Below are 14361 nucleotides of genomic sequence, written 5' to 3' on the forward strand. Positions count from 1 at the left end.
GATCATGGAACGAGCATTTAGTTCCTTTAAATTAGTAATTTCTTATCCGAAGCTCAGGTTAACTAATAAAAATCAAAAGCTTAATATTTATAGTTTAGACTCATATGAAGAAAAAGCTACGCTAAGTTGTTGCTTTACGTTATCGGGGAGGTTTTTATTACAGGCAAAATATAAAGGGGCTTGATGGGCATTGATTGGCATTAGTGATTCGAGTTGTAATTTATTTAATAAATGAGATTGTTCATGGTTTATTCGCTGCGCAGGTATAACCACTAAATCAATACTCGAACTTCGTGTTTGAATTATCTTAAAAATATTATCAAAACTACTAAACAGCATTAAATTTTCGTTTTCTTTAAAGCCTTTTGAAAGTAGATAATGATGACTGTAGTTATCTTTTAAAACCGCAATACGGTATTGCTTAGCCTGCTCTAAATTAGTTAAGGAAATACCTTTGCTTTTAAGGGAGTAAAAATTAGTGTCAAATTGGGCGAGCTTAGCAAACCAAATAAAATTATGTTCCCGCTCAGGCGAACGAGAAATAGAAAATATACAGGTTTGGGGATCTCTCAGTGCAATATTGTAAGCCATACTCCAATCGCTTACAGAGATTGAATAATCAATGCCTGCGCTATCAAGCGCCAATCGGACTTTATCGGCAGCATCACCTACTAAATTGTTATTCGCGTCCAGATACTGCGCAGGCGCAAAGTTCTCTGTTACAACAGTAAGTTTAGCCGCACAATGATGGCTTACAATGAGCAATAATACGAAATACCACTTAGTCACAATAACCCACTATATAAAATTTAAGATGTTACTTTTTTGGTAAAAGCAAATTTAATATAGCGGATTAATTACAAATAGCCAATTTTGGGCCTGTGGGATTAACGATTCATTGCTGCAATTAAGAATGCTGAAATTTTAGCGCCTTCTCTAAGCGTCGTCTCTGAGCTTGATTGACCCACTAATGAGCTGTCGGTAAACGGCGCGATTTCCATCATATCTGCTCCGGTTATTGGAAACTCATCGGCAATGGCTGACAAAATATCAAGCGCATGCTGTGGTGTTAACCCATTTTCTTCAGGTGTACCTGTTGCTGAAGCAAATTGAGCATCTAGTGCGTCAATATCAAAGCTTACATACACTTCATCAACCTTGTCAGCCTTTAGTTGCGCGATTGTATCGGCAGCAACAGCGGCTGCGCCACGCTCAATAATTTCAGCAGCCCAGTGCTGTTTAACGCCAAAGGTACTTTCCCAATGTGATTTAGGCTTACCACTTGAGCGAATACCAAATTGAATTAAATGATGTGGCGCGGGTAAAAATTCTAAAATATGGGTACACCAAGAGCCAAAACATAAATCGATGCCCAAACGCTCTACGAGTAAGTCGGTGTGGGCGTCAAAATGAATAATAGCCGTACGTTTACCTTGCTCGCGTTTGGCTTTTAAGTACGCTTTTGTCAGCGGGTAACTAATAGAATGATCGCCACCAATGCCAAAAATTCCTTTATCGTGGAATGTTGCATAAAAGCTGTCACATACATCTTCGGTAATAGACAGTGGACTTACGAAATGATCGTTATTGTCATTGCCATAAAGCGCTTTTTGGCAATTGGTAATTGTTGCCTCGTTTAAGTATTTATCGTGTAATAAATGCGGTATTACGCGCACATCACCTAAGTCAAATGAACGACACTGTGTTTGCTGGTCAATTAGAGCTGAACGTAAAAACAAAGGCCCCCAGTTAGCACCGCGTAAAATACCACCACCACAATCAGAGCTAATCCCCAACATAACCGCTTTGTGGGGTGAGTTAGGTAATTCATTTAGCGAGTCACGCCATAAAACATCGACATTTTCAGTTTGACCATATAATTTATTTCTGAGTGCTGCTTTGCGTTCTTTTGCCGTATTAACCGTGAATACACCATCGCCAGGTGCACATAAACAGTGTTCAACTTTATTTTTAAATGCTTGAAATTGTGTGCTCATTGTAAACCCTTTTTCAATCTGAATATCTTGTCTATTATTGAGTAGTTATGCAAAACGACGAACGCTGAATAAATTAAAAATTAATTGTATGTGGTTATAAAAATCACTGAACGTTGTGTTCTGCGAGGTTAGGTCAGCGGCAAAACAATACAAAACCTACTAACTAACCTTATGAATATAAACAACTTAAAATTTAGCTAACAACTCTTTTAGCTAGCTACTGGTTTGCTCTGAGGTATGAATATAGTGTCTGAGCAAACAAGTCAACTGGCTCATTTTGTTAGTAATTTTAGCCATTGATTGAATATTCAGAGTTAATGAATAAACCAATACGGACATCCGTCCTGTACTTCATTTAGGTTTCTCGTAATCATGCTAAATTGACAACAACTCTTATTAAAAAGGCTTAGTTATGGAAAAGGTATTTCACTTAGGACTGTGTATTGATGATTTAAAAGGTGCAAAACTGGCTATTGTTCCAGGGGATCCAGATCGTGCAGCACGCATTTCACAGTTCTTAGATAATCCAACCTGCCTTGCTCAAACCCGTGAGTTTCACATTTATTTAGGCCAATTAAACGGCCACTCAGTGGTTGTATGTTCAACCGGTATCGGCGGCCCTTCAACGTCAATTGCGGTTGAAGAACTGGCTCAACTTGGCGTACGTAGCTTTCTTCGCATTGGCACAACAGGCGCGATTCAGCCGCACATTAACGAAGGCGATATTTTAATTAGCCAAGCCTCAGTTCGTTTGGATGGCGCGAGTCAGCATTTTGCACCGCTGTGCTACCCTGCTGTTTCTGATTTTTTTGCCACTCAAGCGATGGTAAAAGCCTGTGAAAACCTAAACATCGATTTTCATATCGGTATCACCGCTTCAAGCGATACCTTCTACCCAGGACAAGAGCGTTACGATACGCATTCTGGTTATGTTCCTAAGTCATTACAGGGTAGCTGTGAAGAATGGCAAAAACTAGGCGTGATGAACTACGAAATGGAATCGGCTACTTTATTTACTATGTGTGCCGCTCTTGGCCTACAAGCAGCCTGTGTTGCCGGTGTATTAGTAAATAGAACACGTCAAGAAATTCCTAACGTAGACCACGGCGAGATTGAGAAAAAATCGGTTGCCGTGGTACTTGAAGCCGCTAAAGTGTTACTTGGCTAATGTTGCGCTAATAACCTCAAGTGTTGGCAAGCCAGTAAAGCTTGCTAACACGGCTTTTGCCACCCCAGATTGGTTTTCATGACCAGCCGTTTCTAATAACGTAACTGATTTTACTGTTTGCTTATCAAAGCTCAGTCCTGCTAAAAACAACTGACTCACAGCACTTTGTAATGGCGATAAACTCGGGCTGTACGCTGCATTTTCTGCATAGCTGCCATAAAAATCACCGTTTTCAAACGTACTTATTTTTACTGCACTGTAATTTTGGCTGTACGGCACATAAGCCGCTAAAGCATAACTCATCAGCTTTTCATCAAGTTGTTCGTTTTCAAAACAATTAGTTTGCTTTGCTGGGTTAAATAAGCTGTGCTCATTGCCTAAATCGGTTGGTCCAAATGAGTGAGGTAATAACTCTGCCAATTTAAAGTTTTGTGCTGGCAGTAAAATATCAAGCTCTTTCGCATCAGCGAGTTCATTCATAAATTGACGACAGTACCCACATGGGAGATCACTAATCGCTATTTTAAGAATTTTTTTACCGCCATTTAACCAGGCATTATTAATGGCAGATTGCTCACCGTGCACCACTAAACTAAGTGCTTGATGGTCAAACTCAGCGTTAGCGCCAAAATAAAAAGTAGTGTTTCCTTGTGAATCGAGCCCTTTTGCAATTGCGCCGACATGAAATTTGGAAATAGGTGCAACCGAAAACTCTGAAGCCATAGGCACTAAGCCTTGTAATAAAATATCTTCGCTAACATTAAGCTCGGTGCAAAGCGCTGAAATATCGTTTGGGTATAAAATACCGCGTTGAGTTTTTAATTGACTGCGTAGAGCTTGCGTTTGCGCTACGTTTAATGAAATGTGTGAATTGCTAAGTGCTGTATTATGTTGCACTTTAAAAGTTGCTGAAGCCATAATAGTTTTTATTTGATCAATGGCCAAGTAGTGTAAAAGGTTGGCAAACTAAATACCAGCCTATTCAACGTAAAAAAAAGGAACACGTCGTGTGTTCCCTCTAAAACTAATCTAGTTTTGGATTAACCTGTATTACGCATACCCGCTGCAATGCCGGTCATAGTGATCATCAAAGCATTATCTATATCGTTTTCATTGCCTTTATCATCGCCACGAGAACGACGTAATAACTCAACTTGTAATACATTCAGCGGATCGGTGTATGGATTTCTAAGCCCGATAGACTCTTTGATCCAAGGCTGATCAGCCAATAAGCTTTTTTGTGGGCTTAATGATTGCACTAACGTTATAGCTTCACCAAGTTCATCACGTAAAGCTACACCCAGCGGCTTATACATCTCTTCCACCAGCGCATTATCGTAATGCTCACTCAACCAGCTATCCGCTTTACTAAATACCATTTCTAGCATTTCTAAACGCGCCCTAAAAAATGGCCATTGCAAGCTCATTTCACTTAAGGTTTCTATACCGTATTTTTCAAGCGCGGCTTTAAGCCCGCTCAATGCACCTAACCATGCAGGTAACATTAACCGGTTTTGACTCCACGCAAAAATCCATGGAATAGCACGTAAGCTCTCAACCCCTCCATTTGGATTTCGTTTTGCAGGCCTTGAGCCTAAAGGTAATTTTGACAGTTCCAATTCAGGTGTCGCCATTCTAAAGTAAGGCACAAAGTTTTCATCGTGGCGCACCACATTACGGTAATGCTCACACGACACATCGCTAATTAATGCCATTACTTCGCGCCACTGTGATTTAGGCTCTGGTGGTGGCAATAAATTACTTTGTAGTACCGCACCCGCATAAATATTTAAGCTTTGTAATGCCACATTAGGCAGGCCAAATTTAAAGCGGATCATTTCACCTTGCTCTGTTACCCTAAGCCCACCTTTTAACGACCCCGGCGGCTGAGAATGCAATGCTTGTGCAGCAGGCGCACCACCACGGCCAACCGTACCCCCACGGCCATGGAATAAAATAAGCTCAATACCGCGTTCATCCGCTAGTTGTACGAGCTTATCCATTGCCTCATATTGTGCCCAACCAGCAGCCATCATGCCTGCATCTTTGGCTGAGTCTGAATAGCCAATCATTACATTTTGGGTGTTTTTAATGTGTCCACGGTACCACTCGTTATTTAAAAGTGTAGTGATGACGTTGTGGCCATCGTTTAAATCATCCAAGGTTTCGAATAAAGGCGCCACAGGCAGTTCAAAACCACAGCCAGACTCTTTAAGTAATAGCTGCACTGCTAATATATCAGAGGCAGTTCGTGCCATAGAGATAATGTATAAACCAAAGGTTTTTTCATCTTGTTGCGCAATAACATCAAAGGTGTCGAGCACCTCTTGCACTTCTGGACTTGGTTGCCAATGCCTAGGAATTAGCGGACGACGTGAATTGAGCTCTGTCAGTAAAAAAGCTTGTTTGTCTTGCTCTTCCCATTGATTGTAATCGCCAATACCTAAATGACGAGTTAATTCAGAAAACACATCGCTGTGTCTTGACGAATCCTGTCGTACATCCAGTTTTGCCAAGCGCAAACCAAAGCTATTTACACGATGGATCACATCTAATAGCAAGCCATCAGCAACCACTTGCATATTGCATTTTAACAATGAGCGATAACACACCTCAATTGGGTGCTTAATTTGGTTAATATCAGTTATTAAATCTTGTGATTCTGTACGCTTGTTTTTAATTTTAGCGCTTAAGTACATCACTGTTTCAGCTACTTGGTTTTTAAGCTCTTTGAGCACGGCTCGATAAGGTTCAAACTCTTGCCCTGCCAGTTTAATGAGCTCATCACTGGCATCAGACATTGAAAGTTCAGCACACAAAGTTTCTAAATCACGCTGGTATAAATCCAGCGCCATCCAACGGCCATGATCGAGTACTTGCTTAGTCACCTCAGCGGTTACAAACGGGTTACCATCCCGATCTCCCCCCATCCACGACGTAAATTCTATCGGGCTGTAGTTGGCTGGTAGCTCAAGGCTCAAATGCTGTTTAACATGCTGGCTAAACTCACGTAAAAAACGTGGCACGGCATCCCATAAGCTATTTTCAATTACCGCATAGCCCCATTTAGCTTCATCAACAGGGCTTGGACGAGAACGACGAATATCGTCAGTATGCCAAGCTTGGCTAATAAGCTGCGCAATTCGATTTAATATCGCTTCGCGCTCTTGCGCAAGGTTGTCGGTTCGCTCAAGCGACGCTAAACAATCGCTTAGTTCAACATGTTTGTTAATAATAGTACGGCGAGTCACTTCGGTTGGGTGAGCGGTTAGTACTAAGTTTATGTGGAGTTTTGAGAGTGTGTCGGCTAAATGATTATGATTAAGCTGACCTTGTTCGGCCTTTGCTGCTAACGTTTTTAATGTTTGAGTGAGAGGATTTAGTTGGCAAAAACCAACATCATTAAAACGTGATACGGTATGAAACTGCTCTGCAACATTAGCTAAGTTTAAAAAATGATTAAATGAACGGGCAACCGGTAAAAGCTCCTCATCACTAAGCGCATGGAGTACATCAATTAACGCTTGGCGATCGGCTTCATGGCCACTGCGAGATGATTTTGATAAAGCCCGAATTTCTTCTACTTTATCTAAAATCTCTTGGCCTTGGGCATCTTTAATAGTTTGTCCTAATAATTGACCAAGTAGATTTACATTACCTCGCAAGGCGGCATATTGTTCACTCATTTCTAGCTCTCCTTCGTTTCTTGGAGACCTATTAATATCACTAAGAGGGAATATTTAATAGATCCATTTGCATTGTCTTGTCGTAAAAAAGCATATGTAAAATAAACACAAAGCGATAACATGATCATTTTTTACGATGGCAATTGCCCACTGTGCAATGCAGAAATGCAACATTTAAAACGTGCCGATGTTGATCATAAAATTACACTAGAAGATTTAAATGCGGATGATTTTAGTGAACGTTTTCCTGCAATCGATAAACAAAATGCCATGGATTTATTGCACGCCCAAACTGATAAGGGGCAGATGATTTACGGCTTAGACGTCACTTATCAAGCTTGGCGCACCGTTGGCAAATACCGTTGGCTTAAAATAATTCGTTTGCCCGTAATTCGCTTTTTTGCCGATCATGCTTACACTTTTTTTGCAAAATACCGCCATCATATAAGCCGTTTTTTAATGCCCAATGCGCAGTGTAGTAATGGTCAATGCAATATCAAATCTAAAGGTGAAAAATGAAAACAGTGATTTTATTTGGCGCCAGTAGCGCCATTGCACAATCCTACGTAAGTCATTTAAATCAGCAAGCAGCACAATTTAATATAATTTGTGTCAGCTCATCGAATATTGAGCATAATGATGACAGGGTAACCTATTTCCACAGCGACTACTCGGCGCAAAGCCTAAATGAGCTAACCCAGTCGTTAAAGTCACAACAAATTGAGCTTGCTCAGGTAATAATATTTAATGGTCAATTACACAACGACCAGCACATGCCAGAAAAAAAGCTCGAAGAAATTAACAGTGATTATTTTATGCAGCTTTTGCACTCTAATACACTTGTCCCCCTGCTGTGCTTACAAAGTATAGTGCCATTGCTTAATCACAAAACTCATTGCACAATTACTGCTTTAAGCGCTCGTGTAGGCAGTATTAACGACAATAAATTGGGTGGCTGGTATACCTATCGCGCATCCAAGTCTGCGCTGAACATGCTATTTAAAACAGCCACCATTGAACTTGCTCGTCGCGCTAAAAATACCAAACTTGTTTTATTTCACCCAGGTACTACAGATACACAGCTCTCTAAGCCATTTCAAAAAAATGTGCCCGCAGGTAAACTGTTTACCCCTGATTTTGTTGCTCAGCAATTATTTAAATTTACTTACGAAAACCCACAGCTAGAACTCAACGGCGAACCTGCCTACTTAGATTGGCAAGGAAACACCATAAAATGGTAAGGAACAAACACATGCATTTTTCGAAAGACCGCATAGCCGCACTTGAAAAACATACCCGTACACACTTTATCAATTCACTTTCAGGGTTTAAAAGTGCAAACTTAATTGGCACACAAGACTTACAAGGTAATACCAATCTAGCCATTGTCAGTTCAGTTATTCATTTAGGCGCTCACCCACCGCTAGTAGGCATGATAATGCGCCCGCACAGCGTACCAAGGCATACATTCGAAAATATTATAGAAACAGGCGTTTATACTATTAACCAAGTAAATAGTGATATTTACCAGCAGGCACACCAAACATCGGCACGTTACGCTAAAGATGAGTCTGAGTTTAATGCAACCGGTCTCAAAACAGAGTACTTAAACGACTTTAAAGCGCCTTTTGTTGCACAAAGCCGACTAAAATACGCAGTAAAATTTGTAGAGAATCAGCATTTAGCTGTTAATGGCACTGAGCTGGTTATTGGCGAAATAATGGATGTTTATGTAGATAAATCAGCACTCCAAAGTGATGGCTTTTTAGACTTACAAGCCATCGATACCGTTGCAGTAACCGGATTAGATAGCTACCACACGGCGAATAAGCTCAATCGTTTACCCTACGCGAAAAAATAGCCCAAGGTTATCAAGTCCTTGGGAATGAGGGACTTGATAACTTCCTCTATTTGTTCAATCCCTTGTTCACTAATCGCAATTAATTTGAATTGAACGCATTTAGCCTACACACTATGCAAAATTTTGTAGGAGAAATATATGACCACAGTTGGTATTGGTACACACACACCCGAACAAGCACTTGCTAGTTTAAGCAATATGACCCACTCAGTAACGCCAATTCAGGCCGATGAGTATTTAGTGCGTATGGCCAAAGCGCAAGCTTATATGCAAGCTAATAATATTGATGCGATATATTTAAATGCAGGTACTAACTTAACGTATTTTACCGGTATGAAATGGTACGCCAGTGAACGACTAGTCGGCGCTATTTTACCCGCCATGGGTGAGGTGCAATACATTGCCCCCCATTTTGAAATTGGCTCTTTAGATGGCTTTAAAGTCATTGATGGCCCAATACACGGCTGGCAAGAACACGAGAACCCGTTTGAGCTATTCGTTAAAGTGCTTAAACAACTGAATATTAGTGACACCGCTACCGTGGGCATTGATGAAAGCGCACAGTTTTTTATTTTTGATGGCATCAATAAAGCCAGTTCAGGGTTAAAACTAGTTAACGCACAACCTGTAACCGCACATTGTAGAATGCATAAATCAGCCAATGAATTAGCATTAATGCAATGTGCCATGGATATGACTTTAGCGGTTCATCAGGCTACGGCGAGCATGCTTTATGAAGGAATTAGTACAGTAGAAGTCGAAGAATTTATAAAAAAAGCGCATCAAAAAGTAGGTGCTCCGGGAAATTACTTCTGTATTGTATTGTTTGGCCTTGCTACCTCATTCCCTCATGGTGTAAAAGATCCACAAATTTTGAAAAAAGGCGACATGGTCCTTATTGATACCGGATGCAAAGTACACGATTACTTGTCTGATATCACGCGTACCTACGTATTTGGTGAAGCAACCAGTCGCCAGCGCCTATTTTGGGATTTTGAAAAAGCAGCCCAGTTAGCAGCTTTCAATCAAGCCGCCATTGGCAAAACCTGTGAATCGGTTGACGAAGCAGCCCGCAGTTACTTAGCAGCTCAAGGCTTAGGCCCTGAATACCAAACACCAGGTTGCCCACACCGCACAGGCCATGGTATTGGCTTAGACATTCATGAATGGCCATACTTAGTGGGCGGCGATAAAACCCCGCTTGCCACAGGCATGTGTTTTAGTAACGAGCCAATGCTGGTTATTCCAGATGAGTTTGGTGTGAGATTAGAAGATCACTTCTATATGACAGATGACGGACCGCGTTGGTTTACCCAGCCAAGCCACAGCATTGACGACCCATTTGGTTTAAACAGCTAACCTGAAAACATTCAATAAAAGAGCAGCACTTTCGCTGCTCTTTTTATGTTCAATGATTGATAAACTAAACTTCATCCCAATATCCATTGTTATTAAAAAGCAATCCTTCAAGGATCCTTATGAAAAACTTAAAAATAGATATCGTCTCAGATGTAATGTGCCCATGGTGTATTATTGGGTATAAAAACTTAGAAGCCGCATTGGCAGAATTAAAAGACGAAATGAGTGCGGATATTACATGGCACCCTTTTGAGCTTAATCCGGATATGCCACTTGAAGGGCAAGACTTAAACGAGCACTTGCAGCAAAAATACAGCTTAACCGAAGAAGAAAGCGCACGAAATCGTCAAAACATGGCGGATGCGGGTGAACGAGCTGGCTTTACCTTTAATTTTGACGGTAAACGCATCATGATCAACAGCTTTGATTTACATCGCTTGCTAATGTGGGCTCGTGAAGAAGGTAAGCAAACTGAGTTAAAACTGGCGTTTTTTGAGGCACACTTCACCGATTTAAAATATTTAAATCAAGAAGATGCATTACTGGATGTGGTAGAAAAAGTAGGCCTTAACAAAGACACAGCCAGAGAAATTTTACACTCAGATAAATACGTACAAGCGGTACGCCAAGAGCAAAATAACTTTAAACAAATGGGAATAACCTCAGTACCTACTTTCATTATAAATGATAAGTACGCGCTTACCGGTGGGCAACCGAGTGAATCGTTTATTCAAGCACTTAAGCAAATAAGTGAAGAAGAAGCCAACCAGGAGCAATAATTTTTCGGGTTAGGCTGCATTTTGCGGCCTAACATTATTAGTTTTTTAAGTTAAACACCTGTCTGTTGTTTAAATTAAGCCCGTCCTCAACATCATGATAATAGCGCTCATAAAGCGCGTTCAACTCACCGCTATCTGCTAACTTTGTTAAGCCTTGCTCTAATAACTCAATGATTGCTTTGTTATTTTCGTTTGCGTAAAAATAATAGTAATTATCGTATTGCAGCATAATATGTGGCTCAATAACAAAGTTATACTGAGGATGTTTACGTATTTCGGCTTTTATTGCTGTAACTGAACGCGGAAAATAATCGCCAAGTCCTTCATCTAACGCTTTTAACATGCTTTCATAACTCAAATCACCATTAACTGTTAGACCATTGTTTTTTAAAACATAAAAGTCTGACCAACTTTGTTTTTGCAACGAAATAAATGGTTTTAGCTGTGCCAAGGTTTTGATCTCAGAAAATTCTTTTAACCGACTATGTTTAACCATGAGCAAGCGCTTTGAATGCAGTCCATTATAAATAGGATAACTTGTGTGGATTAAATATCTTTGCTCTGCGAGGACGCTTGGCATAGTTAACCAAGCTAAATCAACATCACCGTTACGTTTGAGCTCTTGCAAAATCCTCTTGGTATTCATTGGCTCAATGCTGTAGGCAATATTGAGCTTTACATTAACCTCTGCAAAGCTCTTTTCTAATAACGCTAAAATATAGTAGTTTTTTGGTATGCCTTGGATGCTTGGTTTGCCAAGCTTAAGGGTAATTGTTTGCTCAGTGCTACTGGCAAAAAATGACACTGCCATTAAAATCAAACTGCAGCATAAAATAATAAGCTTCATAGTTATTCCAAGTTGCTTTAGCATGTAACAAACTGAACAAATAATAAGTATAGCGGCAACTTAAAATTGCGTTAGTTTATGTGCGATAAAGTACCTTAATAACATGCCAACCAAATTTCGTTTTTACTAAATGCGGTTCTAAAATTGCACCACTAAAGGCCACCTTATCAAACTGTGGAACCATTTGACCTCGTCTAAACTCACCTAAATCACCGCCTTTTTTACCCGATGGGCATGACGAATACTTTTTAGCTAAAGTTTGAAACTTTGCGCCTTTGCCTAATTGCTTGATGATGTCTTCTGCAATCTCTTTATGTTTTACTAAAATATGCAGTGCGTGCGCCGTATTTGCCATGTAAGTGCCTTTTTAATGCTTAAATTTAAACGCCGCGATTTTAGCACAGCCAGTACATTCAGGCATCTATTAAAGCACTTATAAATAGTGGGCTTGGTCTTGCTTTGAAGGGATCCTGCAATAGTGATATTTATCAAATAAGGTATATCGATTTGATGCAATTTTATCATAAAGCCAATTATTAAAACGATTTGGCAACACACTAAATATACCACTAAGTTTCCACGGATAGCCTAGCTGTTTAATCACCTCAAAAAATGCATGGCTTTGTATAAATGCTTGAGCGTTTTCAATGTAAACCATAGAGGCAAAATCAGTTGTCGAATAGCCAAAGTGCATTAATATTTGCTGCCCTTTTGGCGATTGTACACTGCACAGTTTAAACATGGCCTGAGGATCGTGAGCAATAATAAAATTACACCACGCACTACAAAGCTTGCACTGGGCATCGAACAGTATAATTTTTTGGCTTTTTATTAGCGCGGCGGTATGGGTCATTAATTGCTTGCTCAAGTGAGGGCTTATTGCTGCACAGGTTTTTTTTGTAGCTTGCGCTGCAAAGTGCGTCTATGCATATTAAGCTGCCTTGCAGTCATTGATACATTACCGTTGTTACTGTGTAATACATGTTGAATATGCTCCCACTCTAAACGCTCGGGTGACATAATCTCTTCAGGAATTTCGGTTACTGTCGATACCGGCTCTACTTTTAGCGCTTTTAATAAGCTTGCCATATCGACAGGCTTAGTTAAATAGTCATTAGCGCCCAAGCGCATCGCCTCTACGGCTGTAGCTATACTTGCAAAGCCGGTAAGCAATACAATATGCGCCTTGGGTAACAAGTGTCGCAGCGGTGCAATAAGCGCCAGCCCATTTTCATCTGCTAACTTCATATCTAATAAAATACAATCAGGTTGCTGCTGGCGAGCCCTAAGTAAGGCCTCTGTTTGGTTATGTGCAACCTCACAGTTAAAGCTGTGTTTTGTTAAGCGCCTTACCAAAGTGGTAGCAAGGTTAATGTCATCTTCAATAATTAGCAGCTTCATAGCGCCGACTCGGTTATTAATAGTGGCATTTGTATCTTGGCCACCGCTCCACCATCGGGGTGATTATAAACAGTTAACGAACCATTTAAACGCTCAAACGTGACATTTGATAGCATAACCGCTATTCCCATGCCTTGCTCGCTGGGCATGAGCTGCCCGCCTAACTCCGCTAACTCGGAGGATAAAAAACCAGCGCCAAAATCCCGAATAATTAACGCAATACTTTGCGCATCTGGCTGTTGCCAACTCAACTCTAATTGCATTTGGCCTTTTTTTTCGTTAGCAAGTGCTGCATTTTGTAATAAGTTTAAAATAGCAGGTAGCAGCATGGCATCACTTTTTAATGTGGCTTTAGGCGCCTCATTAAGCCAGTTTATTTGTTGATTAGGGTATTGTAATAGTAACGTATCATGAATTTGATTTTGCAGCTGCTCTGCTTTTATAGGTATTTGCGTGTTTTTATCTCGTAGCTGCATAGAGAGCTTTCTAAAATCATTAAGCTGAGTGCGGCATTGCAGCAAGGGTGATTGCATTTGCTGAATAATTTCATTGTTGGGATGCTCTTCTACAAGCTCTTCAAACAATAATTGTAAATTAGCAATAGGCGTTGCTAATTGATGAGTAATTTGCGCCGCTGCGCCATCGAGAGTAACCAGTTGTTCACTACGCAACTGTTTCTCTCTAACTTTAGCAATAGTGCGCTCACGTTGTTGTAAAGCACGGTTCATTGCACCAATAACCAACGCAATCACGCAGGCACTGATAACAAAATTAACCCACATGCCAATAAAGTGGCCACTCATGTTCATTTGGTGCATGCTATGCTCTGGCATTTTAATCAGTAGCATGCTGTAGGCAGCGATAGCCAGCACAGCAATATAGGCAAGCCCACGAGCGCTCAATGTAATTGCCGCTATCATAATAGGTAACAATAATAACGACACAAATGCGTTAGTTGCACCGCCACTTAAAGACAACAAAATAGTTAAAAAAAGTACGTCAGCGGTCAGTTGCATCAGCATGCCAACAGGCTTTGCTTGGCTAACATTTCTATAAGCAAAGATACTTGCTAACTGAAAAACCGCCTCAAGCGTAATAACGGCTAGCAACGGCATGAGCGCAATTTGATGCTCTAATAAAAAATAAACGCTTAACACTGCAATAAGCTGCACAGCAATGGCGCCACTGCGCAGCATTAATAACCGGCTAATAGCAGGATCGGTTTTAATTAACACAATAAGATTCACCTGATTGAATATACAT

At 40.5% G+C, this 14361-nt stretch carries 15 protein-coding genes; 6 read left to right on the top strand and 9 right to left on the bottom strand.

The features are described 5' to 3' along the window. Positions 1-87: 87 nt before the first annotated feature. A complete protein-coding gene (locus tag CWC30_RS09320; RefSeq protein WP_138626949.1) occupies positions 88-789 on the bottom strand; it encodes a substrate-binding periplasmic protein in 702 nt (233 codons plus the stop codon). Positions 790-887: 98 nt separating this feature from the next. Continuing rightward, positions 888-1997, bottom strand: coding sequence for an arginase family protein (locus tag CWC30_RS09325; protein ID WP_069438997.1), 1110 nt, complete (start codon positions 1995-1997; stop codon positions 888-890). A 412-nt stretch (positions 1998-2409) separates the two neighbouring features. Here CWC30_RS09325 and udp point away from each other — a divergent pair, with 412 nt between their 5' ends. After that, positions 2410-3165 carry a uridine phosphorylase gene (gene udp, locus CWC30_RS09330; RefSeq protein ID WP_008112319.1) on the top strand — a complete coding sequence of 252 codons (756 nt, stop codon included), beginning with the start codon at positions 2410-2412 and terminating at the stop codon, positions 3163-3165. Here the strand turns inward: udp and cdd are convergent. Then, positions 3154-4083: a cytidine deaminase gene (gene cdd / locus CWC30_RS09335; RefSeq protein WP_138626950.1), complete on the bottom strand. Its 930-nt coding sequence runs from the start codon at positions 4081-4083 to the stop codon at positions 3154-3156. The genes udp and cdd overlap by 12 nt on opposite strands. Before the next feature lie 122 nt (positions 4084-4205). Continuing rightward, positions 4206-6851, bottom strand: a complete 2646-nt coding sequence (ppc, locus tag CWC30_RS09340) for a phosphoenolpyruvate carboxylase (protein ID WP_138626951.1) — start codon at positions 6849-6851, stop codon at positions 4206-4208. Positions 6852-6971: 120 nt separating this feature from the next. Here ppc and CWC30_RS09345 point away from each other — a divergent pair, with 120 nt between their 5' ends. The 5 genes from CWC30_RS09345 to CWC30_RS09365 all read left to right on the top strand — a co-directional run bounded on the left by CWC30_RS09345 (position 6972) and on the right by CWC30_RS09365 (position 10850). After that, positions 6972-7370: a thiol-disulfide oxidoreductase DCC family protein gene (locus tag CWC30_RS09345; protein WP_016899157.1), complete on the top strand. Its 399-nt coding sequence runs from the start codon at positions 6972-6974 to the stop codon at positions 7368-7370. Continuing rightward, a complete protein-coding gene (locus CWC30_RS09350) occupies positions 7367-8092 on the top strand; it encodes an SDR family NAD(P)-dependent oxidoreductase (protein ID WP_096039057.1) in 726 nt (241 codons plus the stop codon). Before CWC30_RS09345 ends, CWC30_RS09350 begins: the two co-directional genes overlap by 4 nt. An 11-nt stretch (positions 8093-8103) precedes the next feature. Continuing rightward, on the top strand, positions 8104-8712 hold the full coding sequence (locus tag CWC30_RS09355; protein WP_036983871.1) for a flavin reductase family protein: 609 nt from the start codon (positions 8104-8106) through the stop codon (positions 8710-8712). A 138-nt stretch (positions 8713-8850) separates the two neighbouring features. Continuing rightward, on the top strand, positions 8851-10071 hold the full coding sequence (locus tag CWC30_RS09360) for a M24 family metallopeptidase (RefSeq protein WP_096039056.1): 1221 nt from the start codon (positions 8851-8853) through the stop codon (positions 10069-10071). 119 nt (positions 10072-10190) lie between these two features. Then, positions 10191-10850: a DsbA family oxidoreductase gene (locus tag CWC30_RS09365; protein ID WP_138626952.1), complete on the top strand. Its 660-nt coding sequence runs from the start codon at positions 10191-10193 to the stop codon at positions 10848-10850. 37 nt (positions 10851-10887) lie between these two features. Here the strand turns inward: CWC30_RS09365 and CWC30_RS09370 are convergent, their stop codons facing one another. The 5 genes from CWC30_RS09370 to CWC30_RS09390 form a co-directional block, all read right to left on the bottom strand. Next, positions 10888-11697 carry a substrate-binding periplasmic protein gene (locus CWC30_RS09370; RefSeq protein ID WP_138626953.1) on the bottom strand — a complete coding sequence of 270 codons (810 nt, stop codon included), beginning with the start codon at positions 11695-11697 and terminating at the stop codon, positions 10888-10890. 76 nt (positions 11698-11773) lie between these two features. Then, positions 11774-12052 (bottom strand): peptidylprolyl isomerase PpiC, encoded by a 279-nt coding sequence (gene ppiC / locus CWC30_RS09375; RefSeq protein WP_008464312.1) that lies wholly within the window; start codon positions 12050-12052, stop codon positions 11774-11776. A gap of 78 nt (positions 12053-12130) precedes the next feature. Next, positions 12131-12550: a thiol-disulfide oxidoreductase DCC family protein gene (locus CWC30_RS09380; RefSeq protein WP_138626981.1), complete on the bottom strand. Its 420-nt coding sequence runs from the start codon at positions 12548-12550 to the stop codon at positions 12131-12133. A gap of 23 nt (positions 12551-12573) precedes the next feature. Then, positions 12574-13098, bottom strand: a complete 525-nt coding sequence (locus CWC30_RS09385; RefSeq protein WP_069439001.1) for a response regulator transcription factor — start codon at positions 13096-13098, stop codon at positions 12574-12576. Next, the gene (locus CWC30_RS09390) at positions 13095-14333 is read right to left on the bottom strand and encodes a sensor histidine kinase (RefSeq protein WP_096039052.1); all 1239 of its coding nucleotides are present in this window, start codon (positions 14331-14333) and stop codon (positions 13095-13097) included. The genes CWC30_RS09385 and CWC30_RS09390 overlap by 4 nt, the downstream gene beginning before the upstream one ends. Positions 14334-14361: the final 28 nt, after the last annotated feature.

The sequence above is a fragment of the Pseudoalteromonas sp. S4741 genome (genome assembly GCF_005886135.1).
Lineage (GTDB): Bacteria > Pseudomonadota > Gammaproteobacteria > Enterobacterales > Alteromonadaceae > Pseudoalteromonas > Pseudoalteromonas tetraodonis.

Bases quoted from the DNA above. Each gene is read 5' to 3' on its own strand.
- CWC30_RS09325 (WP_069438997.1), bottom strand. From the start codon at position 1,997: ATGAGCACACAATTTCAAGCATTTAAAAATAAAGTTGAACACTGTTTA.
- udp (WP_008112319.1), top strand. From the start codon at position 2,410: ATGGAAAAGGTATTTCACTTAGGACTGTGTATTGATGATTTAAAAGGT.
- cdd (WP_138626950.1), bottom strand. From the start codon at position 4,083: ATGGCTTCAGCAACTTTTAAAGTGCAACATAATACAGCACTTAGCAAT.
- ppc (WP_138626951.1), bottom strand. From the start codon at position 6,851: ATGAGTGAACAATATGCCGCCTTGCGAGGTAATGTAAATCTACTTGGT.
- CWC30_RS09345 (WP_016899157.1), top strand. From the start codon at position 6,972: ATGATCATTTTTTACGATGGCAATTGCCCACTGTGCAATGCAGAAATG.
- CWC30_RS09350 (WP_096039057.1), top strand. From the start codon at position 7,367: ATGAAAACAGTGATTTTATTTGGCGCCAGTAGCGCCATTGCACAATCC.
- CWC30_RS09355 (WP_036983871.1), top strand. From the start codon at position 8,104: ATGCATTTTTCGAAAGACCGCATAGCCGCACTTGAAAAACATACCCGT.
- CWC30_RS09360 (WP_096039056.1), top strand. From the start codon at position 8,851: ATGACCACAGTTGGTATTGGTACACACACACCCGAACAAGCACTTGCT.
- CWC30_RS09365 (WP_138626952.1), top strand. From the start codon at position 10,191: ATGAAAAACTTAAAAATAGATATCGTCTCAGATGTAATGTGCCCATGG.
- CWC30_RS09370 (WP_138626953.1), bottom strand. From the start codon at position 11,697: ATGAAGCTTATTATTTTATGCTGCAGTTTGATTTTAATGGCAGTGTCA.
- ppiC (WP_008464312.1), bottom strand. From the start codon at position 12,052: ATGGCAAATACGGCGCACGCACTGCATATTTTAGTAAAACATAAAGAG.
- CWC30_RS09380 (WP_138626981.1), bottom strand. From the start codon at position 12,550: ATGACCCATACCGCCGCGCTAATAAAAAGCCAAAAAATTATACTGTTC.
- CWC30_RS09385 (WP_069439001.1), bottom strand. From the start codon at position 13,098: ATGAAGCTGCTAATTATTGAAGATGACATTAACCTTGCTACCACTTTG.